Here is a 22803-nt window from a genome sequence, read left to right as displayed (position 1 = left end):
GAGCTGGGCACCACGACGCTGGGGGTGCGGGCGGAAGCGCGGCTGAGTGCCGAGATGCCGCTGACGGTGAAAGGGTTGATTGGCTGGCGGCATGCTTATGGCGATGTCGTGCCCTCGACCCTTCTGGCGTTTGCCGGCGGGGCGAGCCCGTTTGCGGTGTCGGGGGTGCCGGTGGACCGGGATGCGCTGGTGGCGGAAGCGGGGCTTTCCTGGCAGGCGAGCCGGAGCTTGAGCCTGGGGGCGAGCTATGCCGGCCAGATCGGCGCGAGGGCGCAGGAGCATTCCCTCAAGGGCAACCTCACCTGGATGTTCGAAACGCGGTGAGCGTAGGCGTCAACAACAGCTGATTAGCTTGCTGCAATGTCCCCTCCTGGCACTCCTGAGAAGTGCGAGCTTGGTCTACTTCAGCGGTCATGAGCCGACATTCGTTGGACGGCCGGAAGGTACAAGGTTGAGCCGTTGCGGACCTTCATAGTGCGAATGGATCACTCAGCCAGGCGAGCCCGGTTAGGTGCTCGCACAAGGACCACAACCGATCGGCACAGTCCGGATCCATTGCCCTGGTCGCCCCCCGTGGGGATCCTCACCATCGTTGGCGACCGCGAGTTGCAATGTGGCAAACCTCGCAGTAAGCGGATATTGTTGCCCCAGAGCTTCGACACACGCTTGGATAAGGTTATCCTCGCGGATTGATGGACGTAGCGGATCAAAGGTCAATGACCTTGCCCCACAGGATCCGCCGCGGCGCCAAATCGTGCTGTAGCCCTTGTGTTTTGCAGGGCTCTACAAAAGCCAGCAAGATCTGCTCAGCGCTTGTCTCATGTGCCAAAGCGACCACGTCGCTGCGGCGTGGGTGAACATTCCACCGCAGCCAAGTTGCCCGTCCCTCAGCAAGGAATGCCGCCGCTGGAGTTCCCGGCGGAACATGTCCGGTAAAAACAAACGGCGCATCATCGCCCCATTGCGCCAGCAATTGAGCTGATAGCCCAGTGACGGCGTTGGAATCTGTGCAAATCGTTATCCCGGTTGGATCGGGTTTTGCAGGAAAGCCGGTTCCATAGACGGCATGTAGCCTGTTTCGCGCTGTCACCGCGACGGTCGTGTCCTGTCCTGCCATCGCCCGCTCTGCCTGATCGCGCAGGGGAGCGTCAAGGAACGGCTTCGAAAGACCGCGCTCCATAAGACGAACCGCCATTTCAGGACCGCGTCCACCCTCTGGGACAGGAAGGACCACCCCGGATTTGGCACGTCGTGCAATCTCGTCGATGGCATCGTCGATACCGAGGTCGTAGTCACCGTAGGATGCGTCGACGATCAGGGTCTTTGCCGGGGGCGGCGCATCGAAGGGATAAAAATGGGATTCGGTCGTGTAATCGCCCGTATAGAGAAGCCCGCCACCGAGAGCTAAGTGCACCCAGATTCCGCCTGGGGCATGTCCGGATCGCCCGGTGGTGATAGGGATGCTGCCGATCTGAAAGGTGCCTCGATCCGGCAGAAGCTGTCGATCTTCGCCCGGCACCAGATCGCACGGAAGCAAGTCCCAGGTGCCTTGCGTCGCAAAAACCGGCGGATTGCCGATCCGATCACGCCAATCGAGAGCGTTGGCGTGGTCCTCGTGAGCATGCGAGAGAAGGATTGCATCCACAGGTCCATTAATTCGGCCGAGATCGGGCCTGACACCAGGTTCCGGCCCCTCGCCGAGATCGAGCAGAAGGCGAATGCCATCGTATTCGACAAGGAAGCAGGCAGGTAGTTTCCCGCCAACGCCGCTGATCACCGTCAGCCGAGCCGTGGAGGCGGGCCGGCGCTCCTGTGTTTCGAGCACTTCGGTCGGTAATTCAACCATAACCTTTGAGGGCCTTTCTATTCCGCCCAGGGCAGAATGCCTTTCGGGAGGCGATCCTTGAAGGACGAGACAAACAACATGAGACAAAACACAGCGACAACGATCAGCACTCCGACAGCAGCCGCCAGGGTCGTCGCCCCGCTTTCTTCCAGGAAATAAACCGATGCGCCGATGGTGCGCGTACTCGATGTTACAAGAAGCACCGAAACCTGGATCTCGGTTAGAACGGTCAGAAACACCAGGATGGCGCCTGCCCCTGCCGCCGGGGCAACGAGGGGAATAATGATGTCCCGCAACCGTCGGAAGAATCCTGCGCCTACCACCCGCGCAGCCTCCTCGAGAGAACGATCGAGTTGCATGAAGCCGGACACGATAGGACGCAAGGAAAGCACGCTACGATTGGTGAGATAGGCGAGAAGAATGATCCATGGCGTGCCATACAGGCTGACCTGGATGATTGGGATCGGCTTAATGAGTAGGAGGATCGCGGCGAGGGCGACGAGCGTTCCAGGTAGCGCATAGCCGACTTCGAGTACCGCGCTCGCCACTCGCACCAGAGAATTCGGCCGCCAGACAATAAAATAGGCAAGTGGAATGCCGACGATGGTCAAGATGACAGCCGTTGCGGCCGCGAGCCATGCGCTCGTCATGAAAGCGCCGCGAATCATCGTGTGATGGAAGAGCGCATTGGTGAAGTTTTTCAAGGTCGCCGTCTCAGTGGTCAATGCCTGGCCGTAACCAGAGACGAGAGCTGTCGAAAGAAGAGCAAGTAAAGGGAGAACGAGCACGCCCAGCGCGAAGACCCAGCACGCAATTTCCGTCGGGCGGCGCCAGGGACCGAGAGAAAAACGCAAGGGAGTCGCCGTAAGACTTGTGATGCGGATGTCCCTGCGACGCAGCAGCCAACTTTGAAAAAGAAGGCCGCTGACGGCGATGGCCCCCAGGGACAGGGACAATAATGCCACATCGGCGAAAGCCTCTTGGCCGTAATCAGAAAGCCGCTGGTAGATGAGCGTGATCAGAGTTGGCACCCGGCCCGGAATGCCAAGCATGGCCGGTACCGCGAAATTACCTGCGGCTGAAACGAAGGCCAGAGCAGCTCCGGAAATGAGGCCCGAACGGGCGAGTGGAAGCACGATGCTGAGGAAAGCGCGCAATGGGGAGGCACCCTCCGAGCGCGCCGCTTCGACAAGGTCGGACGGCAAGGCACGAAGGCTCGCACGCACGGCAAGGAAGACAAGCGGAGCGTTGTGTAGGCCAAGGACGATGATGATGCCTTCGAGGGAATAGAGCGGATGACGGGTGCCCGCCTCCGCGGCGAGCCCAAGCATGCTCAAAAGTGTGCTCGACGATCCGAATAAATTGATCCAGGCAAGAGTTGCCACTTGAGGCGGGATCATTAACGGAAGAATGACACAAAAGACCAGTGATGCTTTGGTGCGAATATCGGTCACTGCGACGGCGGCGGCAAGCAATGCGCCGATGAGCGTCGCGAGGGCAGCACTCCCGGTCGCCATGATCAGGGTATTCACCGCCGCTCGCCACACCGACGCTTGGTTGAATATCCGTTGAATCCGGCCCCAATCGAAGACGCCGCTGGGAGCGATGCCTTCGAAAAGAAGTCGGGACAGGGGTGCAACGGCGACAGCCGTGACGAAGACGAGAAGCACGGTAAGGACGGAAATTTCTGTTCTCACCGCGCGGTCCCTCAGGGACAAGGTCAGCGATTTCGACTTCATCCAGGCCATCCGTGTCATCTCGTTCTTATCAACCGCCGAAGATGTCCCTGAACTTTTCCTTCACTTCCTTATCGGTATTGATCGCCTGGCCAACATCGAGCGGCAGAAGTTTGATATCGGTCAGCTTGGGAAATCCTTCGGGTGCTGGCACTTCCGGGTGGATTGGAATGTTGCCCTGGCGCGCCACCAGTTGTTGCGCTTCTTTCGACAAAAGGAAATCGATGAAAGCTTTGGCGGCTTCTATGTTGCGCGCTGTTTTCAAGATCGCAGCAGGCTCCGTGATATAGGATACCCCTTCCTTTGGATAGACGAAGTCAACCGGTGATCCGTTCGCCTTGGCCCGCATCACATCGCCATCGGCAATGATCCCATAAGTGGCACGACCGCCTGCCACATCGTTAAGGGCCGGCCCGTTCCCGCCCACGGGTGCGACGCCATTCTTGGCAAGCGCTGCATAAAAGGACCACCCAATCTCTGGCGAAGCAGCGACGGTATGCAGATGATTGAGTGCTGCGCCGGAATAAAGCGGGCTTGGCAGTGCGACCTGGGCCTTGATTGAGGGTGCGGTCAGATCGCTCCAGCTTGTCGGCCGCTTTGCCGTTTTGGTGTTGTATGCGATTCCGGTCGCTACAATCTTGGTGCCGAAATAGGTTCTATCGGCATCATGAAAGGCCTTGTCATAAGGTGTGGTGGGCGCCTCAGCGTAAGGTAACAGGCGGCCTTCGCGCTTCAGCTGTCCGATATTGATCGTATCGGCGACGAACAGAACATCTGGCTTTACATCTCCGGCGGCGACCTCGGCCCGTAGAATGTTCATGAGCTGTGCCGTGCCATTACGGATCCACTCGACGGCTACATCCGGGTACTTCGCCTTGAAGGCGTCTATGGTCTGCTGTGCGACTTCAGGCGTCTGGGAGGTATAAACGACGAGTTTGCCGCTTGGTGCTGCAAAAGCCGTCCCGCTGAGAAGGGCAAGAAGAGAAGCAGTCAGAAGGCGTTTCATGATGGATTCTCCCTACCGCACTTACGCTGCGGCGTATTCTATGGCGGATGACGTGGCAGTGACGGAATGAGGAATGATCCAGCCGTCAGTGATGACGACGTTGACTAGGTCTCCGTTCTCGATCGGTTGATCGTCTGCCCGATGGATCACAAAGCGCAAATTGGGATCGGCTTCAGGCATGACTTCGACGCGGTAGTATCCACCTTGGTAGATGACGCGCGTAACGCGGCAGGCAAATCCATCGCCACATGCGCTGAACTGAAGCTCCCGTGGCCTTACGCACAGACGGAAGCCATCGCCGGTCCGCTGCTCGGATGAACAGCGAGCCGCAATATCAGCGCCAAGGACCTGCACCATGCAACGCCCGCCGCCGACGGAGCGAACATTCGCCGGAACGATGAGCCCCTGGCCGATAAACTGAGCCACCATCTCAGTTGCAGGACGACGAAACAGCTCTTCTGGTGTCGCGATCTGCATGACAACGCCGTGATCCATCACGACGATACGATCTGCAAGCGCCATGGCTTCGGCCTGATCGTGAGTAATATAGAACATTGTCGTTCCGGTTCGCTTGTGGAAGTCGGCGAACTCGTCTTCCATGGACGCGCGTAGATGGACGTCGAGATTGGCAAGCGGTTCGTCGAGAAGTACCAGTGTCGGCGACGTGACGAGACACCGTGCCAAAGCAACACGCTGGCGTTGTCCGCCGGACAGCATAGCCGGCGGCCGTGTTTCGAGGCCTGTCAATCCTACCAAGGCAAGGGCATCACGTACCCGCCGCGTACGCTCGGCGTCGGGCACACGAGCCACTTTAAGGCCGTACCCTACATTCTCGGCAACACTCATATGAGGCCACAAGGCGTAGGACTGAAAGACGATACCGATATTGCGATGTTCCGGAGCGACGTGGACTTTCGCCGAGGATACCGGGTGTGATCCGATTGTGATCGTACCGCTGTCGATTGCCTCAAAGCCGGCGATCGTTCTCAGCAACGTCGTCTTGCCGCACCCCGAGGGGCCGAGCACGGCAACGAACTCACCATCGGCGACGTGCAAGCTGACATCCTTCAACGCTTCGAACTCGCCGAAACGCTTACGCACGTGGGCAATGGAAAGATCGGCCATTGCATCCTCCCTGTTCACTGCTCAGGCAGCGTGTTTTCTGCATGTTTGCACGCGGGTGTAAACAAAGCAAGTCCACTGCAAGCTTAAATCTTTCGCCATTAATTATTTGATATGTCTCATTAATTTTCGAATTTGCTCGCAAGAGCCCTACATAATCTGCTTCACAAATGGCGACCTCTCCGGATTTTATGAACGCGGGTGCAAATGAGGGTATGATTCGTATTCGGGGTCTTTGAGAGGCCATCAAGATCAAGTATATGAAGGGAGCATGACAAAGAGCTTCGTTACCGCAAAAGAAGTTGCGGCCCTCGCAAAAGTTTCTCGGTCCACCGTATCGCGCACTTTTACGGAAGGTGCGAGCGTGGCGCCCGACGTGCGTCAAAGGGTCGAGGAGGCTGCCAAGGCCTTAGGCTACCGGGTGAACAAGCTGGCGCAGAATTTGAGCGCCGATCAATCCCAAATTGTCGGGGTTGTCGGTTCGAACCTATCGACGCCGTTCGCGGCACGGCAGCTCGATCAACTGAGCCGAGGCCTTCTGCAACGTGGCATGCAGTGTCTTCTTTTGAACGCCGCCGATGCGCAGCATGATATTTCGCCTTTAATCGAACAGGTTCTCGAATTTCGGGTGCGCGCCATCGTGATCATGTCCGGTGCCCCACCGGGCGCTATTATTGACGAATGTCTTGCCAATGGCGTTAGGGTCATCGTTGTCAATCGGCAGACGGACGTGGAAACCGATACCATCCTGAGCGACGACGTGGCTGGCGTGCGTCAAGCAGCTGAGCGTCTGATCATGGCAGGCTGCCGCTTTCCGGCGGTGGTGAGCAGCAGCGCTCGTACGCAAAGCCAGGCGCGGCGTCGCAATGAGTTCCTTAAGTTGATGTTCGAAGCGGGACTCGAGCCGGCGATTTGGGCGCAAGGGGTTATGAGCTACGAGACCGGGCAACTCGCGGCGCGGGATCTCCTGGCGACAGAGACCGTCGACGGCGTCTTTTGCGTTACCGATCTTCTTGCGCTTGGATTTCTCGACGCGGCGCGCGACATGGGGCGCCGGGTTCCGGAGGAGGTTTCTGTCATCGGCTTCGATGATATTCCACAGGCGAATTGGAGCGCTTATCAACTCACGACCATTCGCCAGCCGCTTGATGAACTCACCGACGCGGTTCTGGCAGCCATTGACCGGGATGTAAGGGGCGGCAACAGTCGACCAATCCGCCGAATTCTACCGGCGACCCTTATTGAACGAGCAACCGTACGGGCCCCAACCACGGTTTAACCAGACCATTTAGGTTTTCGGATCCAGGCACTGGCGTAGGAAGTTCAGGTTCGCTCTTCCACCAAGAGGAGCCTTATAGAAGGGTGAACGGAAGCGGCCGGGCTTCATGTTCAACACCCATGGTCGACAGCGCGGTCCAGCCACTCTGTCGTTGATCGGGCCAGACCACGATCGGCTCCAAACGCGTCGCTCTGAAACGGAACAGGAAGGCTCCTACCCCGCCGACGAGCTACGAGCAGGCACTTCTTTCGGTCTAGCTCGTGTGTACGATTCAGAGCCCAGCATGCGAGTAGGCAATGTGCTCCTTCATCAAGAGGTAACATCCCGCATCCTCGTCGGGCAGCGCGACGCAGAGTGGGTTGCTCTCCCGACAACGGATCACAGGCATGTTCTCATTGGACTCATCCGCTGCTGAGAGCTCAACATCGGTGCAAGATCCATGAGCCACATTCAGCTGCTACCTGCTTATCCACATGCGCCATTCTAAGGATCGTCATCAATGAGATCCGGTCGATTGCTGGGAACGCCGGGCTGCTAAGCAAAATGGCCAGACAAATGATCTGGCCATTCTTTGCAGGCGAGCGGTCTGTCGCTCGGCGCTTCCGCCCATTTGTGAACGATCACCAATGGTGGCATCTTAGGCGAGACGACTAGGCGGCCTTGACGTCAGAGAGAAAGGCTTGAACCTCACGATTGAGATTCTCAGAGTGACGAGACAGCTCCTGCGCTGCCGACAGCACCTGTGAGGCCGCAGCCCCGGTTTCTCCCGCGCCTTGCTGCACGTCCGTGATATTCCCAGTCACGAGTTCAGTGCCTCGTGCGGCCTCCTGCACGTTGCGGGATATCTCAGCGGTCGCCGCTCCTTGCTCCTCCATGGCGGTGGCAACCATAGTCGAAATGTAAGACATCTGACCGATGGTGCGGCCGATTCTCTGAATTGCGCCGACGGACTCACCCGTTGCCTGCTGAATGGCGGCGATCTGAGCGGCGATTTCTTCAGTTGCCTTCGAGGTTTGGTTCGCGAGTTCCTTCACTTCCGAGGCCACGACCGCAAAGCCTTTGCCAGCCTCCCCTGCGCGCGCAGCCTCAATGGTGGCATTGAGGGCCAAGAGATTGGTCTGACCCGCGATGTTGTTGATCAGTTGGATGACCGTACCGATCTTGTCGGCCATCGTCGCGAGAGCCTGAACCGTGACGTCCGTAAGCCTAGCCTCGTCCACAGCTTCGGTAGCAATGCGCGACGACTCAGCAACTTGGGAGGTGATCTCGCGGATTGAAATCGAGAGCTCTTCGGTCGCAGCTGCAACGGTCTGAACATTGGATGACGTTTGCTGAGCCGCAGAGGCCACGCCCACGGATTGTTGGGTCGTCTGATCCGCAACGTGAGCCATCGACCGGGCGGTTGCTTCCATTTCGGTCGCAGCGGACGACAAGCCCTGGGTCAACGCCGAAACATTTCGCTCGAATTGCTTCGTCAATTGGTCCAGAGTTTGGGCGCGCCTCATCTTTGCATCGGCCTCCAGTGCGGAGGCCTCATCCGCTCTGATCTTGGCGATCAATGCGTCCTTGAAGACTTGGATAGCGCTCACCATTGCCAGGAGTTCATCGATACGCGATGTCGTCTTGACCTCGACATCCATTCGACCGGCCGTGAGTTCCGTCATTGCATTCGTGGCGATCTGCAGGGGGCGACTGATGTCCCGTTGTAGCCACCATGCAATGGCCAGCCCGAGCCCGAGCATCAAAGCTGAGACGGTACCGAATACTGTCATCGCAGACGCCCAGATCTTATCAAGATCGGTCCGATCTACCGCAACGGCTACGACGCCGATGGTATGACCGGAAAAGTCCTTTAATGGCTCGATCGCCACAGCTGATGCCTTGTCGTCCACTTCCACGCTAGGCACCACTTTCCGGCTCGTCAACGACGCGGCGAGTTCTTCAGGAGCGAATTTGAAGCTTTCGGGGAAAGTCGAGGCATGTTGCGTGAGTCCATCTTTCTGCTTCAGGAAAACCGCAAGGCGACCACCCGTCCGCTGCAGGTGCTGTTTTGCGAAATCCTGCCCGAAGGTCACTCCGAATTCGACGGATCCCACATGTTTGCCATTCTGCGCCAAAGGCGAGATACCGCGAATACCGACACCGGCAACCCCGGATTCAAGGCCCATAACAGGTTTGAGAGTGCGATTGACCTCCACTACCGTATTTCTAAAGCTCGAGAGGTCATCGCCGAATTTTGCTGGAGAATGGACGCGTAGAAACGAAGTGGCAGGGGGAGTATGAAACTGGAATTGCTCCACACCATCCGCTTTCATAGGCGCAAACGTTGAGCCGACAAGCGCCTGCAACTGCTCACGGTCCCCAGTTGTAAAAGCCTCAACGACGTTTGGCATCGACGCAACAAATCGGGCCAACGACATGGCGCGGGCGGACTCATCCTGAATCTTGGCGGTGATTTGAGTTGTCTCGGCAGTCAGACGATTCTGGAGACTCTCGTTTATGAGCTGGTCCGCGAACCACCAACTGGTAACAAAGCATGCGGCTGCCGCAATACCCAAACCAGAGCAAATAGTCGCCGTAAGGCGGGTTTGAAGACGCATTGTATGTCCCCCAAGAAATTTATTATATGCGTTACATGGAATATCTTCTGCCTCAAAAGTTTATAAGCACTTAAATTCCTGAAATTGAATATATGAAATCATATTTACAATATCCCAGACTCTCTGTGGCCACATTTTTAGTAAAAATGTGTGAAAATCGATCAATGCTGATTGCGTATGTGTAATTTACAATTTGGGCTTTGAAATTTTTAGTTATAGTCTCTTAGTGGCACTAACCACATATATCTATACTGCAATATTAGATCTGCATTTTGCTGTAAATTTGAAATGTCTTGTACAGATATATCAGATTCAGCTTCTAAAGATGGGCGCGTTGTATACTAATCATTGCATGGCAAGAACGTGCCTCTGGCGGCCTATAAAGGGATCACCGCTCAACAAGCCAATAAAGTCCTGAGCGGGCCCCGATCAAAATTGAGATAATCGCCAAGATTGAACCAACTGAGAGCGTGGACACTCCGGTTACGCCTTGACCGATCGTACAACCGAGCGCTGCCACTCCGCCCGTTCCCATGAGGAACGCACCGAGCAGATGGCGCTTGGTCTCCCGGACATCGTCCGGCGCCTCCCAGCGGAAATCACCGGCAATGCGGGCCGCCGCAAAGGCGCCTCCCACGACACCGAGTACCGAGCCGACGGAAAAGTCCAAGGGAACGCCAGATGCCAGCATCGCGTAGATGAGTGTCTCCCCTAGAGGAGCGACGAAGGTAAAGGATTCTACCCGGCGTTGCTCGAATGGATCTTGGCCAAGGACCCCGGTAATCCACCAGCCGACAATGACGAGAGCGCCGATTGCACTGCCGGTCACGATCAGTTTCCTAGCCCGGCGGAAAGCGCGATCAGCTAGGACGAAGGCGAGAAGTCCTACGGCGATAGCCGCAACCAGGAGGCGATTGCCGGCTCTGGAAAGGTGCATCAGATCACCGATCGTCTGCGATGGGCTGGGCGACAGGTTCAACGCAAGCGGATCGAGTAGTCGGACTCTCAACAGGCCCGTCACTCCTCGCATTGCCATATAGGCTGAGATGGCGATGACCAGGAATGTCCACAGCGCCTTCAGGTCCCCTCCGCCAAGCCTCAAGAGCGTTCCAAAGCCACAAGTCCCGACCAGCGCCATGCCGAGACCGAACATGAGCCCACCAACGACAGCTCCGGCCCATTCAAAGCGAGAACTGACATAGATAGACCGGGAGAGCTCAAAGTCCGTAAAAGTGCCAAGCAGGTGGGTTCCTACCATGGCAATCGCGATCGCAAGCCCCCAGGCGCGAAGGCGCTTGGTATCACCGGCGTAAACGGCATCTTCGATGGCGCCAAGGGTGCAGAACCGACCGTGGCGGGCGATCATTCCAAGCGTAAGACCTGCGGCGAAACCCAATCCGGCCCGAATAAGGTGTGGCGCTAGTCCCTCGATCATTTGCCAATCAATAGCCGCATATTATGTTTTGCAGAACGTTCGGTGCAGGACACTGATCAGGTCTTTCACCTCGGGCCGGGCAAGGGAGTAATAGATATTCTTGCCGTCACGCCGCGTCTCCACGAGATTATCGGCACGCAGTCGGGCCAGCTGCTGAGACACGGCAGGCTGCCGCAGACTCAAAACATCTTCAAGCTCCGAAACTGATTTCTCGCCATCGACCAGTAGGCACAAAATGACGAGACGGGCCTCATGGGAGAGAGCCTTTAGGAATTCACTGGCCTCTCGCGCATTGGCAAGAAGCGCATCGACATCCTGTTGAACGTTCTTGTCCTTCGACTTCTCGCCAATCGCGACCCGCATGAGGGTACCTTCAAAAACTGAGCTCGCCCGGTGTCGTCTAGGCAGGGCTCCAGATAGTGCTTTGCCTCAAGATCGAGAAGGTAGGCTCCGGCCCAACTTCTCCAGCAGTCCCCAGAAGAAGTCCTCCCCAGGATAGCCTTCGATCCGCCCTACCTCTCGCCCCTCCTCGACAAGGATAAAGGTGGGAGTGAAGTAGACTGCGCGATCAAGCTTTGCCTCCAACGGTGGGTCGCGGTCAAGGTCGACCATCCGGATTGGAAATTGCCGTCCGATATCGCTCTTCGAATAAACCGGGCCGATCATGCGGTCCCAAGTCTGGCAGTAGGGACAGCCTGACCGGCGGACCATCACGAGTTCGGCAGCCTGACTCGCCTGAACGCTGAGACCAAGCGCCACTATCAGAAGGTTCGCAAAAATCCAAACGGAACGGGTCACGCCAAGCTCTTCCGTATATCCACCGAACAATATATAACGAAAATCGAATATGATCGAGAGGGAATTTGCTCATGGACATGGATGTCGGACTTCTCGCCGCATTCGGCGCGGGCATCCTGTCTTTTCTCTCCCCTTGCATCCTGCCGCTCGTACCACCGTATTTGTGCTTTCTCGCGGGCACTTCCCTTGATGAGCTGACCGAGCCCGGCACGACACTTGCCGTCACGGGCCGGGCCTTCATCCGCGCCTTTGCCTTTGTGATCGGGTTCACATTGGTTTTCATTGCCCTTGGTGCCGGGGCCTCGACTCTGGGCCGGCTTGTTTCCGAGCATTTGGCTCTCTTGTCGCGGATTGCCGGTCTGATCATCATCATTCTCGGCCTTCACATGCTGGGCGCCTTTCACTGGCTCCTCCTCATGCGGGAGGCCCGGTTCACTGTCTCCAGCCGTCCAGTGAGCGTGATCGGCGCCTTTGTGGTCGGACTCGCCTTCGCATTCGGCTGGACCCCTTGTGTCGGACCCGTGCTCGCCTCCGTGCTGATGATTGCCGGTACTGAAGACTCGATCAGCCATGGTGCTGGCCTGCTCGCGGCTTATGCTACTGGGATTGGGGTTCCATTCCTCGGCGCAGCACTGTTCACAGGTCCATTCCTGCGCTGGCTTTCGGGATTCAAGCGCCATCTGGGGATCATGGAGAAAGTCATGGGGAGCGCTCTGGTCGGCACAGGCCTTTTGATCCTCATGGGAGCCATGCCGATGGTCGGGGGCTGGCTACTGGAGAATATCCCGGCGCTTGGCCGGATCGGGTGACACCTCTAACCGAAGCGGAAGGCCAAGAGACGGTCGAACGCACGCTGCTCGATCAGAAGTCGATAAAGATAGTCTTTGTCTTGTTTTTCGGTCGCCTCGGCCACTAGCCTCAAGCTCGCTGTGAAGCCATCCACGAGACGCCGGAACTCCGGCTCGGTTCGGACCTCCGGTGGAGCCTCGGAATTGCAGCGGGCGAGCGCCCGCTCTGTCGCGACCGCCGCCTCGAGGATGTGCCGCCGGACGGATGGTTCGGCGAGATCAGGTCGGCTCGTCCGATAAATATCAAGAGCTTCATAGGTGCGGCTTGCCTTGACGATGCAGTCTGAGAATAGAGCAAAGCCAGCATCTTGACGCCAAGCATCGAGGTCCCTGCTTGCCTCCGCCACCAGAGCCCCTGCCCGATCCAGGTCTCCGATCTCTGCCGCTTTGATCCCCTGCACGACCGCGGCCCGCGCTCGTGCAAGAGCTGCGAGTGCGTCCGGCTCCGTCCAAGTTTGCCCTGAGCTGTCAGATTTCAAAAGATCCCTGAAACGTTCCATCTCAACAAGAGCAAGCTCGGCGTTCCCGGTTTGGAGATAGCCGAGGGCCACACGCCGATGGGTCTGAATCTGCTCCAGAGCGACGTGCATCTCGTTCCTATCCATGGCCCGGGCCGGCCCGTGAACGAAAGAACAACCCAATACAAGACCTAAGAGCCACCGCCTCATCGCTCGCCCCCTCTCGATTGCCCCTCAGCGTATTCGAGCCTACACTTGCAGAAAAATGAATATTAGGAGGTCCATGATGTTGTCCCGCCGCTCAGTGCTTGCCAGTATCGCAACGACCGCCCTTGGCGGCTCTCTGCCCCGCGATGCTACCGCGGAGGCCTTCCTGACAGAAGACGGGCTCTACCGGCAGCCTTGGTTCCTTGAGAGCTTTCTGGAGTTGGGGCCTGACCTCGATGAAGCTACTGGGAGGGGCAAACGTTTCGCTGTCATGTGGGAATTGAAAGGCTGCCCCTATTGCAAGGAAACTCATTTGGTGAATTTGGCGAAGCCGGAGATCGAGGCCTTCGTGAAGGAGCGCTTCGAGATTCTGCAGCTCAACATCATTGGCTCGCGTGAAGTTACAGATTTCGACGGTGAGAAACTCTCCGAAAAGCGGATCGCCGAGAAGTATGGCATTCGCTTTACCCCAACATTCCAGTTCTTTTCCGACCAATCCATGGGGCTCGCAGGCAAGAAGCCACGCGATCGGGAGGTCGTTCGCACGCAAGGCTATCTACAGCCCCAGGATTTCCTGAAGCTCTTTACTTTCGTTGCAGAAAAGGCCTACGAGCGCGGTTCCCTCCGCGACTATCTTCGCTCTTCGAATTAACGGAGGGTAAGCTGGTAGTTGACAAGAGCGCTGACTTAGCGAACACTTGCATAAATTCGCATGTTTGAATGACATGTAGAAAGCCGCGATAGACGGCACCCGAGGAATCGTCCGATGAAGTCAAGCATTGCCGCTTCCGCGGCCTTCATGGTCTATGCCGGTTTGGCTTTCGCCCAGAGCCCATCGATCCCGGCAGGAACCCCGGCGCCAGCCTCACCACCCCCGTCTGCGACCGCCTCGTATGAGATCGTCGAGGTCGATGGTGTTGCGAGCATTCCCAAGCCCCTTACGGCGAAGCGTGGAGACTCCCAGGAGGGACTTAAGGTCGTGGCCGGGAGGCGTCTTGGAAATTGCCTCGCCTGTCATCAGATCTCCTCGCTTCGGTCGGAAGAGTTTCACGGCGAGTTCGGCCCTGCCCTCGACGGTGTCGCGTCCCGCTGGGACGAGGCGAAGCTGAGAATGATCATTGTCAATCCAAAGAAGGTTTTCACGGAAGAGACTGTGATGCCGGCTTTCCACCGCACGGAGGGCTTGCACCGTGTTCGTGACCAGTTTGTAGGCAAGCCCATTCTGACTGCTCAACAAGTCGAGGACGTTGTCGCCTACCTTTCGACTCTGAAATGACGGATGCCGCCGCAAGTTATAATCTATTGTTCAAAATTGAACTGGGGGAGAACAAGAACATGAACAACGCAATCAGTCGCCGGCAAGCTTTCGGCCTAGGAGCAGGCGTAATTGTAGGTCTGGCCCTCCCTCTACGGCCGACCGCCGCGCTGGCCAAGAATGATGCCGAGGAAGCGATCAAGAGCTTCGCCGGTGGTAAAACGCCGGAGAAAGCTAAGGTGAAGCTTGAGCTTCCTGAAATTGCCGAGAACGGCAATACGGTTCCTGTCACCGTGTCAATCGAGAGCCCGATGACGAAGGACTCCTACGTCAAAGATGTCCTCATCATCGCCGACGGCAATCCCCGCGCTGGCGTGATCACATTTCACTTCTCGCCATCCGCCGTGCCTGAGGCCAACACGCGGATCCGCTTGGCCGAGACACAGAATGTCGTGGCGGTCGCCAAAATGAATGACGGCTCGGTTTACATGGCTTCCAAGGAAGTCAAGGTCACGATCGGCGGCTGTGGCGGATAAGCACTCAGCAGCAGACCACCCGCATTCTCATTTAAAGGTTATCGACTATGGCAGAAACAGCTCCGAAGCCCCGCATCCGCCTCGATCGGAAAGAAGTGAAGGCCGGCGAAACAATCGAAATCAAGAGCCTGATTTCACACATCATGGAATCCGGCCAGCGCCGCGACCCGCAGGGCAACATCATCCCCCGCAAGATCATCAACAAATTCACCTGTGAACTCGATGGCGAGATGGTCTTCGGCGCAGATCTGGAGCCGGCAGTATCGGCGAATCCGTACTTCCAATTCAAGATCAAGCCTGGGAAGTCTGGCACGCTCAAGTTTACTTGGATCGACGACGACGGTTCGAAGATCGAAGCCACGGAACAGATCAAGGTGACCTGAGGAACGCGACAGGAAGGGTAGCCGCCAGCAAGAGCGGTGCTCTCACCGAGGACACGCACAAGGACGATCCATGAAGATGCAATCTGCGATTCGCCCGCTCATAGCTCTGGCCCTTGGGTTCATTGGCGTCGCAGGCGTTGCCTGGGCCCAGAGCGCGCTCGAGCATCCGGACTGGCAGGGGAAAGGTATCAAGCCTCCGACCCCTGATCATCCCCTGCAGGAGATCATCTCTGGCATTCATTTCCGCACTAAGGAAACACAGGCCATGCAGGAGGATGACTTCAATAATCCCGGTTTTCTGGCCATTGAACGCGCGGAGGCAATGTGGTCGAAGCCAGACGGTGCGGCGGGCAAGTCATGCGCCAGCTGTCATCAGGATGCTCCAGTCACCATGAAGGGTGTTGGCGCCGCCATGCCCAAGTGGAACGAGGTGCTCAAGAAGCCGGTCAACCTCGAGCAGCAGATCAATATGTGCCGCACGGAGCGGATGCAGGCCGAGCCATGGAAGTTCAAATCGCAGGAACTGACTGATATGACAGCCTATGTTCGACTTCAGTCGCGTGGGATGCCTGTGTCGCCCAAGGTCGATGGGCCGATGACGCCCTGGTTTGAAAAGGGCAAAAACCTATACTACACGCGCAACGGTCAACTCGATCTTGCCTGCGCCGGCTGTCATGAGAAAAACCACGGCAAATTTTTAAGAGCCGACTTCATGAGTCAGGGGCAGAGCAACGGCTTCCCGGTCTATCGCTTGCGCGATCAGCGCCTGATCCCGCTTCACGAGCGCATGGAGGGTTGCATTTTCGATGTCCGCGGCGAGCCCTACAAGCCGCTGTCGGATGAGTTCGTGGCTCTTGAGCTTTATTTAGCCTGGCGCGGCATCGGTCTCCCGGTCGAAACGCCTGGGGTGCGCAACTGACCGATGAGTAACGAGAAGGAGCGATGATGACATCCAGACGCGAATTTCTGCAGATCGCGGCTGCTGCTGCTGCCATCATCCCTGGCGAGTGGACACGCGCCTTTGCGCAGCAGCGCCTGACTCAATCCGACCTGCTCGCGTTTGAGCCGGTCGGAAACGTGACGTTGGTTCACATCACCGACATTCACGCGCAACTCGTCCCTATTCTTTTTCGGGAACCCTCCATCAATATTGGTGTCGGTGATGCGAAGGGGGTGGTGCCGCATGTGACGGGCAAGGCCCTTCTGGATCTTTACAAGATTCCGACCGGATCGGCTGAGGCCTATGCTCTCACCTCGGAGGATTTCTCCGCTCTTGCCAAGTCCTATGGCCGGATGGGCGGGCTCGATCGCATCGCAACTGTCATCAATGCGATTCGCGCCGAACGCGGTGATCGGGTCGTACTACTGGATGGTGGCGACACTTGGCAGAACAGCTACACGTCCCTGGTGTCCAAGGGACAGGATATGGTGGATTGCTTCAAGCTCTTGAAGCCCGATGCCATGGTCGGCCACTGGGAATTCACTCTCGGTGCTGACCGGGTGAAGGAGATTGCTGAAGACCTGGGCTTTCCCTTCCTCGGCCTCAATGTTCGCGATACCGAATGGAACGAGTCCGCGTTCGAGCCGATGACCATGATCGAACGCGGTGGCGTGAAGATCGCTGTTTTGGGTCAAGCCTTCCCCTACACACCCATCGCTAATCCGCGCTGGATGATCCCAAACTGGTCGTTCGGCATTCGTGAGGATGACGTTCAGGCCAACGTCGAGAAGGCGCGCCAGCAGGGCGCGCAACTCGTCGTCCTGCTGTCTCACAACGGCTTCGATGTCGACCGTAAGCTTGCGTCGCGGGTGAAAGGGATCGACGTCATCCTGACCGGCCACACCCACGATGCGCTATCCGATGTCGTGCAGATCGGCAAAACTCTCCTGGTCGCCTCCGGAAGCCACGGCAAGTTCGTGTCACGTCTAGATCTCGACGTCCAGGGCGGTGAGGTTAAGGCCTACCGGTACAAGCTCATTCCAATCTTCTCCGACGTCATCACACCTGATGCGCAGATGACGGCGAAGATCAAAGATGTGCGAGCGCCTTATGAGCCCATGCTGCGGGAAGTGGTCGGTCATACGGAAACCCTTCTCTACCGGCGAGGAAACTTCAACGGTACACTCGACGATGTGATCTGCGAGGCGCTTCTTTCGGAGCGTGATGCGGAGATTGCACTCTCTCCTGGATTTCGGTGGGGCACATCCCTTCTGCCAGGCCAGGAGATCACGCGCGAGGACATCTACAACGCTACCGCGATGACCTATCCGGCAGCCTACCGCATGACCATGACAGGTGGACGCCTGAAGGAGATTCTTGAAGACGTGGCCGACAATCTGTTCAACCCCGACCCCTATTACCAGCAGGGCGGCGACATGGTCCGGGCCGGCGGCGTATCCTACACGATCGACGTCGCCAAACCCATCGGCGATCGGATCAGCGACCTCAAGCTTCTGAGAACCGGCCAGCTGCTTGAGCAGGCGAAGGAATATACGGTCGCGGGCTGGGCCAGCATCAATGAGAACACCGAGGGACCGCCGGTGTGGGACGTGGTCATGAACCACGTTCAGAAGCGCAAGACGGTTGCCCCAAGGGAGACGACTCATGTTCGAGTCCAAGGGATTTGAATTTAATCAACATATGCAGTTTTTTGCATAGTTTTGGCGAGACAAGAGCAGAATTCGGACGATAAAAATGGTCGACAATCCAGACGATCCCCGCTTCGCCTCACGCCGGGCGTTTCTTCGCTCAGGCCTCGTCGCCAGCGGGGCCGCCGCACTTGGCGGGTCTCTCCCCGCACGGGCTGAAACCGTCGGCAATCCTGCAAACCTGCCACCGAACGTGCCGGACTGGTCGCGTTTTCTAGGCGAAGGCGTGGGTGTCCGTGCCTACGGCAAACCGTCACAACATGAGGCGAATGTCATCCGCCGCGACGTAGAATGGCTCACAGCCAGTCGCGAGAGTTCGGTGAGCTTCACCCCCCTCCATGAACTCGATGGGCCGATCACGCCGAATGGTCTGTGCTTTGAGCGCCACCACGGTGGCATTGCAGAGGTCAATCCAACCGATTATCGCCTGATGCTTCATGGTCTCGTCGAGAAGCCGCTGATCTTCACGCTTGACGACATTAAGCGCATGCCTCGGGTCAACCGCGCCTATTTCTGTGAATGCGCCGCCAATTCGGGCATGGAATGGCGCGGTGCCCAGCTCAACGGCTGCCAGTTCACGCACGGCATGATCCACTCGGTGATGTATACAGGCGTGCCGCTGAAGATTCTGCTCGAACAGGCTGGAGTGAAGCCCAATGCCAAGTGGCTTCTTCTGGAGGGGGGCGATGCAGCAGCGATGACCCGCTCGCTGCCTCTTCAGAAAGCCCTAGAAGACACTCTTGTTGCCTATCGCATGAACGGCGAGATGCTTCGCCCCGAGAATGGCTACCCAGTCCGCATGGTCGTGCCCGGCTGGGAAGCCAATATGTGGGTCAAATGGATCCGCCGCATCGAGGTGGGCGATCAGCCCTGGCATCATCGTGAAGAGACGTCGAAGTACACTGATCTGCTCGAGGGTGGAAAGGCGCGCCGCTTCACCTATGTGATGGACGCCAAGTCTGTGATCACGAATCCAAGCCCACAGGCTCCGCTCAACCACAAGCGCGGGTTCACGGTCCTTGCCGGCCTTGCTTGGTCTGGCCGGGGGAAAGTCCAGCGCGTCGATGTCTCCCTTGACGGCGGGCGTAACTGGCAAGCTGCCCGTCTAGATGGGCCTGTCTGGGATAAGGCCCTCACCCGGTTCTACTACGAATTCGACTGGGACGGGCGAGAACTTCTCCTCCAATCCCGCGCCATGGACGAAACAGGTTATGTGCAGCCGACCAAGGCTGAATTGCGTCAGGTCCGCGGGGTCAACTCGATCTATCACAACAATGGTATTCAGACGTGGCATGTGCGCTCTAGCGGGGAGGTAGAGAATGTCGAGGTTTCTTAGCTTCCTCGTGACTTCCGGCTTGGCGGCCGTCACGGCGACCGCCGTGGCCTTTGCCCAAACGAAGCCGATCCCTCAGGCTCCGCGCGATCTCGGGATCGGGCGGGTAGCAACCCCAGAGGAGATTGCCGGCTGGGATATCGACGTGCGACCTGATGGGGTCGGTCTGCCTGTCGGCAAGGGCACGGTCAAGGCCGGGGAAGCTCTCTACGTTGAACGCTGCGCTGCCTGCCACGGGGAATTTGGCGAAAGCGCAGGCCGTTGGCCGATTTTGTCCGGTGGCGAGGGTACCCTCTCCGGCCATGATCCGGTCAAGTCCATCGGATCGTACTGGCCCTATGCGTCTACGGTCATCGACTATGTCCGCAGGGCCATGCCCTACGGCAACGCTCAGTCGCTCACCAATGATGAGCTCTATGCGGTTACGGCCTACGTCCTCTCCCTCAGCGATATCATCAAAGATGAGAACTTCGAGTTGAACGAGAAGAACTTCACTTCTTTGAAGCTGCCGAACGAGCCGAACTTCTTCGATGACGATCGCGAGACAAGCGAAAAGGCTTTTTGGAAGAAAGAACCGTGCATGACAAACTGCGTAAGCGAATCGGCTAAGGTCGTTGGTCGCGCCCGCGCCCTCGACGTCACTCCTGAGGAGGGCAAGGGCCCCAAGGTCGAGTAGAGTCATGCGTGATCGGATGACGAAGGATCTCACGGACATCGTACATATCTCCTCGATAGCACTGACACGGCGCACTGTGCTCGGAGGTCTCTCAGGAGGCCTCGCAGCCATGGCCCTCCCGTTGGCATCCGCTGCGTGGGCCACGACTGCTGCTCACACGATCCGGGTTGGCGACATTGCAGTGAATGTGATCAGCGATGGGCACCTCGAAGTACCCGTTGCTTTCCAGCTTCCTCGGACGTCAGGCAGTGAGGTGGATGCACTTTTCAAAGCCAGCGGCATAGATGCACCCCGCCAACTAACATCGCCGACGAACGTCACGTTGGTGAGGACCCAAAATGAACTTGTCCTCATTGACGCGGGAGCAGGATCGACGTTTCAAGCGACTGCAGGCAGGCTGGCAGACAACTTGGAAGCTGCGGGAATTGACCGCGGCGCGATCACTAAGGTGGTATTCACCCATGGCCATGCTGATCACCTTTGGGGGGTGATCGACGATTTCGACGAGACTGAACGCTTTCCGAATGCAAGTTACGTTATTTCCAGCACTGAGTGGGACTTCTGGACACATCCCGACGCGCTCTCGCGAATGCCTGAAGTTCTGCACGGGATGGCACGGGGAACGCAGAGAATCCTCAAGCGAATTGAGAGCAGGATCGAGCGTCGAAATTCTGGCGATACCATTGCTCCGGGTCTGACTTATCTTGGCACAGAAGGGCATACACCCGGTCATATGAGTATTCTCATAGACAGCCACAACGAGCATCTTCTGATCGGTGGTGATGCCCTCACCCACTCGATCGTGTCGTTTGCGCGACCTGATTGGCCATGGGGCAGCGATCTCGACCAGGACGTCGCGGCTGGAACTCGCCGTCGCCTTCTCGATCAGCTCGCAGACAGTCGCCTACCCCTGATCGGGTTCCATCTACCATGGCCAGGGAAGGGATATGTGGAACGGAACGGCACTGCGTATCGCTTCGTTTCGATGTAGCTTTGAGTCAAGATAAAAACTCTGGAGTCGACTATGCGTCTAATAATCAGTTCTGCCCTATGCCTTCTTGCTCTCGTAGGTTCAACCCAAGCCCAGGATGCAGCCAATGGCGAGAAAGTCTTTGCTCAATGCCGTGCCTGCCACCAGGTCGGCCCGACCGCCAAGAACACTGTCGGCCCGATGCTCAATGGTGTAATCGGCCGCAAGGCAGGCGCGTTAGAGGGGTACAATTACTCACCCGCCAATAAGAACTCTGGCTTGACGTGGGACGAGATAACGCTTGCCGATTATATCAAGGATCCCAAGGCCAAGGTGCCGGGCACCAAGATGGTTTATGCCGGTCTCAAGGACGAGCAACGGGTCAAAGATCTAATTGCCTACCTCAAGCAGTTCGATGTCAATGGCAATAAAATGTGATCGAACGGGACACTGACAGCTGGCCGTGCCCGCATCCCTCACATCGAAGGATAAAAACTAAAATGACATTGCGACGCAAGAGCCGGCTGTTAGGGGCACTTTGGGGCGTTCTAATGACCCTTGCGGCCAGTGTCGCACTTGCCACGCACGAAGACCGGAAGGTTCATCATGTCGTGATTCAGGTGACAGAGGACGATCCCGCCGTGATGAATCTTGCGCTCAGCAATGCCGTTAACGTCTCTCAACATTATACTGAGTTTGGAGATGAAGTGGAGATTGATATCGTGGCTTATGGTCCAGGCCTGAACATGCTGCGAGACGATACTTCACCTGTAAAGGCACGCGTCAAATCCATGGCTGAGAGCCTCCCTAACCTAACATTCACAGCCTGCGGCAACACCATATCGACTCTGGAAAAAGCAGAAGGAAAGGCGGTCCCGATCCTGCCACAGGCCAAAATCGTCAAGACAGGGGTTGCTCATATAATGGAGCTTCAGGAAAGTGGTTGGACCTATGTGCGACCGTGATCGGTCCATCTCCGGCACCAGTCCAATCGCGTGCCGACTGATCCTAAGTGAAAGCTCGTGATCGTAAAAGAGAGACTGTATCCCTACCCCGCTGACGGCGGGAAGTTTGTCTATGCAATGGTGGAATTGCCAACGCTCTGTGTATGCATGCGCTGATCAACCGGTTCACATCCGGACCTTTCGAGCATAGTGGAAGGAGAAATGACGGACATGCGCACTGATTACGATGCTTGCTTCCGCTCGGCGCTCGAGGGTCTTCAGGCGGAACGGCGGTATCGGGTCTTTGCGGATATCGAGCGCCTTGCAGGGCGTTACCCTGATGCGATCTGGTACAGTCCCGCCGGTCCGAGGTCCATCACCGTCTGGTGCTCCAACGACTATCTCGGGATGGGACAGAACCGCGACGTCACCCGCGCCATGGTGGAAACCGCCTGGCGGATCGGCACCGGCGCCGGCGGCACGCGCAACATTTCCGGCAATTCCCATGCGATCGTGGGGCTGGAAGCGGAGCTGGCGGACCTCCATGGCAAGGAGGCGGCTCTCGTCTTCACCTCGGGCTACGTGTCGAACCAGACCGGCATCGCGACCCTTGCCAAGCTGATTCCGAATTGCCTGATCCTCTCGGACGCCCTCAACCACAACTCGATGATCGAGGGCGTGCGCCAGTCCGGCTGCGAGAAGGCGATTTTTCGCCATAACGA

Annotated in this window: 24 protein-coding genes; 15 read left to right on the top strand and 9 right to left on the bottom strand. The window is 57.4% G+C overall.

The window, feature by feature from the left end:
• Window positions 1-324, top strand: a 324-nt coding sequence (locus tag LJD17_RS23585) for an autotransporter outer membrane beta-barrel domain-containing protein (RefSeq protein WP_227386652.1), incomplete at its 5' end; no start/stop codon positions are given.
• Between the two features lie 382 nt (window positions 325-706).
• Here the strand turns inward: LJD17_RS23585 and LJD17_RS23580 are convergent.
• The 4 genes from LJD17_RS23580 to LJD17_RS23565 are packed head-to-tail and all read right to left on the bottom strand — an operon-like array spanning window position 707 to window position 5713.
• Window positions 707-1846, bottom strand: a complete 1140-nt coding sequence (locus tag LJD17_RS23580) for an MBL fold metallo-hydrolase (protein WP_227386650.1) — start codon at window positions 1844-1846, stop codon at window positions 707-709.
• A gap of 17 nt (window positions 1847-1863) precedes the next feature.
• A complete protein-coding gene (locus tag LJD17_RS23575; RefSeq protein ID WP_227386648.1) occupies window positions 1864-3585 on the bottom strand; it encodes an ABC transporter permease in 1722 nt (573 codons plus the stop codon).
• A gap of 28 nt (window positions 3586-3613) precedes the next feature.
• On the bottom strand, window positions 3614-4588 hold the full coding sequence (locus tag LJD17_RS23570) for an ABC transporter substrate-binding protein (RefSeq protein WP_227386646.1): 975 nt from the start codon (window positions 4586-4588) through the stop codon (window positions 3614-3616).
• Window positions 4589-4609: 21 nt separating this feature from the next.
• The gene (locus tag LJD17_RS23565) at window positions 4610-5713 is read right to left on the bottom strand and encodes an ABC transporter ATP-binding protein (RefSeq protein ID WP_227386644.1); all 1104 of its coding nucleotides are present in this window, start codon (window positions 5711-5713) and stop codon (window positions 4610-4612) included.
• A gap of 268 nt (window positions 5714-5981) precedes the next feature.
• On the opposite strand from LJD17_RS23565, the gene LJD17_RS23560 reads away from it, so the two are divergent.
• Complete coding sequence (locus LJD17_RS23560) at window positions 5982-6989, top strand: LacI family DNA-binding transcriptional regulator (protein WP_227386642.1); 1008 nt, start codon at window positions 5982-5984, stop codon at window positions 6987-6989.
• A 650-nt stretch (window positions 6990-7639) separates the two neighbouring features.
• Here the strand turns inward: LJD17_RS23560 and LJD17_RS23555 are convergent.
• From LJD17_RS23555 to LJD17_RS23540, 4 genes are all read right to left on the bottom strand, one after another.
• Window positions 7640-9589 carry a methyl-accepting chemotaxis protein gene (locus LJD17_RS23555; RefSeq protein ID WP_227386640.1) on the bottom strand — a complete coding sequence of 650 codons (1950 nt, stop codon included), beginning with the start codon at window positions 9587-9589 and terminating at the stop codon, window positions 7640-7642.
• 388 nt (window positions 9590-9977) lie between these two features.
• Window positions 9978-11024 carry a YeeE/YedE family protein gene (locus LJD17_RS23550; RefSeq protein WP_227386638.1) on the bottom strand — a complete coding sequence of 349 codons (1047 nt, stop codon included), beginning with the start codon at window positions 11022-11024 and terminating at the stop codon, window positions 9978-9980.
• Between the two features lie 21 nt (window positions 11025-11045).
• On the bottom strand, window positions 11046-11387 hold the full coding sequence (locus LJD17_RS23545) for an ArsR/SmtB family transcription factor (RefSeq protein ID WP_227386636.1): 342 nt from the start codon (window positions 11385-11387) through the stop codon (window positions 11046-11048).
• A gap of 66 nt (window positions 11388-11453) precedes the next feature.
• A complete protein-coding gene (locus tag LJD17_RS23540) occupies window positions 11454-11822 on the bottom strand; it encodes a thioredoxin family protein (RefSeq protein WP_227386635.1) in 369 nt (122 codons plus the stop codon).
• Between the two features lie 71 nt (window positions 11823-11893).
• On the opposite strand from LJD17_RS23540, the gene LJD17_RS23535 reads away from it, so the two are divergent.
• The gene (locus LJD17_RS23535; RefSeq protein WP_227386634.1) at window positions 11894-12631 is read left to right on the top strand and encodes a cytochrome c biogenesis CcdA family protein; all 738 of its coding nucleotides are present in this window, start codon (window positions 11894-11896) and stop codon (window positions 12629-12631) included.
• A gap of 5 nt (window positions 12632-12636) precedes the next feature.
• Here LJD17_RS23535 and LJD17_RS23530 read toward each other — a convergent pair whose 3' ends face one another.
• Window positions 12637-13260: a hypothetical protein gene (locus LJD17_RS23530; RefSeq protein WP_227386633.1), complete on the bottom strand. Its 624-nt coding sequence runs from the start codon at window positions 13258-13260 to the stop codon at window positions 12637-12639.
• A 154-nt stretch (window positions 13261-13414) separates the two neighbouring features.
• Here LJD17_RS23530 and LJD17_RS23525 point away from each other — a divergent pair, with 154 nt between their 5' ends.
• The 12 genes from LJD17_RS23525 to LJD17_RS23470 form a co-directional block, all read left to right on the top strand.
• Window positions 13415-13987: a thioredoxin family protein gene (locus tag LJD17_RS23525; RefSeq protein ID WP_227386658.1), complete on the top strand. Its 573-nt coding sequence runs from the start codon at window positions 13415-13417 to the stop codon at window positions 13985-13987.
• Between the two features lie 147 nt (window positions 13988-14134).
• Window positions 14135-14611, top strand: a complete 477-nt coding sequence (gene soxX / locus LJD17_RS23520) for a sulfur oxidation c-type cytochrome SoxX (RefSeq protein WP_406600872.1) — start codon at window positions 14135-14137, stop codon at window positions 14609-14611.
• A gap of 59 nt (window positions 14612-14670) precedes the next feature.
• Window positions 14671-15126, top strand: coding sequence for a thiosulfate oxidation carrier protein SoxY (gene soxY, locus LJD17_RS23515; RefSeq protein WP_227386656.1), 456 nt, complete (start codon window positions 14671-14673; stop codon window positions 15124-15126).
• A gap of 47 nt (window positions 15127-15173) precedes the next feature.
• On the top strand, window positions 15174-15509 hold the full coding sequence (soxZ, locus tag LJD17_RS23510; protein WP_227386631.1) for a thiosulfate oxidation carrier complex protein SoxZ: 336 nt from the start codon (window positions 15174-15176) through the stop codon (window positions 15507-15509).
• Between the two features lie 76 nt (window positions 15510-15585).
• The gene (soxA, locus tag LJD17_RS23505; protein WP_406600871.1) at window positions 15586-16428 is read left to right on the top strand and encodes a sulfur oxidation c-type cytochrome SoxA; all 843 of its coding nucleotides are present in this window, start codon (window positions 15586-15588) and stop codon (window positions 16426-16428) included.
• Between the two features lie 26 nt (window positions 16429-16454).
• Window positions 16455-18137 (top strand): thiosulfohydrolase SoxB, encoded by a 1683-nt coding sequence (soxB, locus tag LJD17_RS23500; RefSeq protein ID WP_227386654.1) that lies wholly within the window; start codon window positions 16455-16457, stop codon window positions 18135-18137.
• 67 nt (window positions 18138-18204) lie between these two features.
• Complete coding sequence (gene soxC, locus LJD17_RS23495) at window positions 18205-19494, top strand: sulfite dehydrogenase (RefSeq protein ID WP_227386629.1); 1290 nt, start codon at window positions 18205-18207, stop codon at window positions 19492-19494.
• The gene (locus LJD17_RS23490) at window positions 19478-20167 is read left to right on the top strand and encodes a c-type cytochrome (RefSeq protein ID WP_227386628.1); all 690 of its coding nucleotides are present in this window, start codon (window positions 19478-19480) and stop codon (window positions 20165-20167) included. Before soxC ends, LJD17_RS23490 begins: the two co-directional genes overlap by 17 nt.
• 109 nt (window positions 20168-20276) lie before the next feature.
• Entirely contained in the window at window positions 20277-21158 is an 882-nt protein-coding gene (locus LJD17_RS23485) for an MBL fold metallo-hydrolase (protein ID WP_227386627.1), read from the top strand.
• 33 nt (window positions 21159-21191) lie between these two features.
• Window positions 21192-21575: a c-type cytochrome gene (locus tag LJD17_RS23480; RefSeq protein WP_227386626.1), complete on the top strand. Its 384-nt coding sequence runs from the start codon at window positions 21192-21194 to the stop codon at window positions 21573-21575.
• Window positions 21576-21688: 113 nt separating this feature from the next.
• Window positions 21689-22102, top strand: a complete 414-nt coding sequence (locus tag LJD17_RS23475) for a DsrE family protein (RefSeq protein WP_227386625.1) — start codon at window positions 21689-21691, stop codon at window positions 22100-22102.
• A gap of 210 nt (window positions 22103-22312) precedes the next feature.
• Window positions 22313-22803 (top strand): aminotransferase class I/II-fold pyridoxal phosphate-dependent enzyme (locus LJD17_RS23470; RefSeq protein ID WP_227386624.1); only part of this gene is annotated, 491 nt, incomplete at its 3' end.

Source organism: Microvirga rosea, assembly GCF_020595095.1.
GTDB lineage: Bacteria > Pseudomonadota > Alphaproteobacteria > Rhizobiales > Beijerinckiaceae > Microvirga > Microvirga rosea.
This window is presented reverse-complemented; position numbering and strand designations above follow the sequence as displayed.

Coding starts and splice junctions, on each gene's coding strand:
- LJD17_RS23575 (WP_227386648.1), bottom strand. CDS start 3,585: ATGAAGTCGAAATCGCTGACCTTGTCCCTGAGGGACCGCGCGGTGAGA.
- LJD17_RS23580 (WP_227386650.1), bottom strand. CDS start 1,846: ATGGTTGAATTACCGACCGAAGTGCTCGAAACACAGGAGCGCCGGCCC.
- LJD17_RS23560 (WP_227386642.1), top strand. CDS start 5,982: ATGACAAAGAGCTTCGTTACCGCAAAAGAAGTTGCGGCCCTCGCAAAA.
- LJD17_RS23570 (WP_227386646.1), bottom strand. CDS start 4,588: ATGAAACGCCTTCTGACTGCTTCTCTTCTTGCCCTTCTCAGCGGGACG.
- LJD17_RS23525 (WP_227386658.1), top strand. CDS start 13,415: ATGTTGTCCCGCCGCTCAGTGCTTGCCAGTATCGCAACGACCGCCCTT.
- soxC (WP_227386629.1), top strand. CDS start 18,205: ATGGTCGACAATCCAGACGATCCCCGCTTCGCCTCACGCCGGGCGTTT.
- LJD17_RS23485 (WP_227386627.1), top strand. CDS start 20,277: ATGGCCCTCCCGTTGGCATCCGCTGCGTGGGCCACGACTGCTGCTCAC.
- LJD17_RS23475 (WP_227386625.1), top strand. CDS start 21,689: ATGACCCTTGCGGCCAGTGTCGCACTTGCCACGCACGAAGACCGGAAG.
- soxB (WP_227386654.1), top strand. CDS start 16,455: ATGACATCCAGACGCGAATTTCTGCAGATCGCGGCTGCTGCTGCTGCC.
- soxA (WP_406600871.1), top strand. CDS start 15,586: ATGCAATCTGCGATTCGCCCGCTCATAGCTCTGGCCCTTGGGTTCATT.
- soxZ (WP_227386631.1), top strand. CDS start 15,174: ATGGCAGAAACAGCTCCGAAGCCCCGCATCCGCCTCGATCGGAAAGAA.
- LJD17_RS23480 (WP_227386626.1), top strand. CDS start 21,192: ATGCGTCTAATAATCAGTTCTGCCCTATGCCTTCTTGCTCTCGTAGGT.
- LJD17_RS23490 (WP_227386628.1), top strand. CDS start 19,478: ATGTCGAGGTTTCTTAGCTTCCTCGTGACTTCCGGCTTGGCGGCCGTC.
- soxX (WP_406600872.1), top strand. CDS start 14,135: ATGGTCTATGCCGGTTTGGCTTTCGCCCAGAGCCCATCGATCCCGGCA.
- LJD17_RS23530 (WP_227386633.1), bottom strand. CDS start 13,260: ATGCACGTCGCTCTGGAGCAGATTCAGACCCATCGGCGTGTGGCCCTC.
- LJD17_RS23535 (WP_227386634.1), top strand. CDS start 11,894: ATGGACATGGATGTCGGACTTCTCGCCGCATTCGGCGCGGGCATCCTG.
- soxY (WP_227386656.1), top strand. CDS start 14,671: ATGAACAACGCAATCAGTCGCCGGCAAGCTTTCGGCCTAGGAGCAGGC.
- LJD17_RS23555 (WP_227386640.1), bottom strand. CDS start 9,589: ATGCGTCTTCAAACCCGCCTTACGGCGACTATTTGCTCTGGTTTGGGT.
- LJD17_RS23565 (WP_227386644.1), bottom strand. CDS start 5,713: ATGGCCGATCTTTCCATTGCCCACGTGCGTAAGCGTTTCGGCGAGTTC.
- LJD17_RS23545 (WP_227386636.1), bottom strand. CDS start 11,387: ATGCGGGTCGCGATTGGCGAGAAGTCGAAGGACAAGAACGTTCAACAG.
- LJD17_RS23550 (WP_227386638.1), bottom strand. CDS start 11,024: ATGATCGAGGGACTAGCGCCACACCTTATTCGGGCCGGATTGGGTTTC.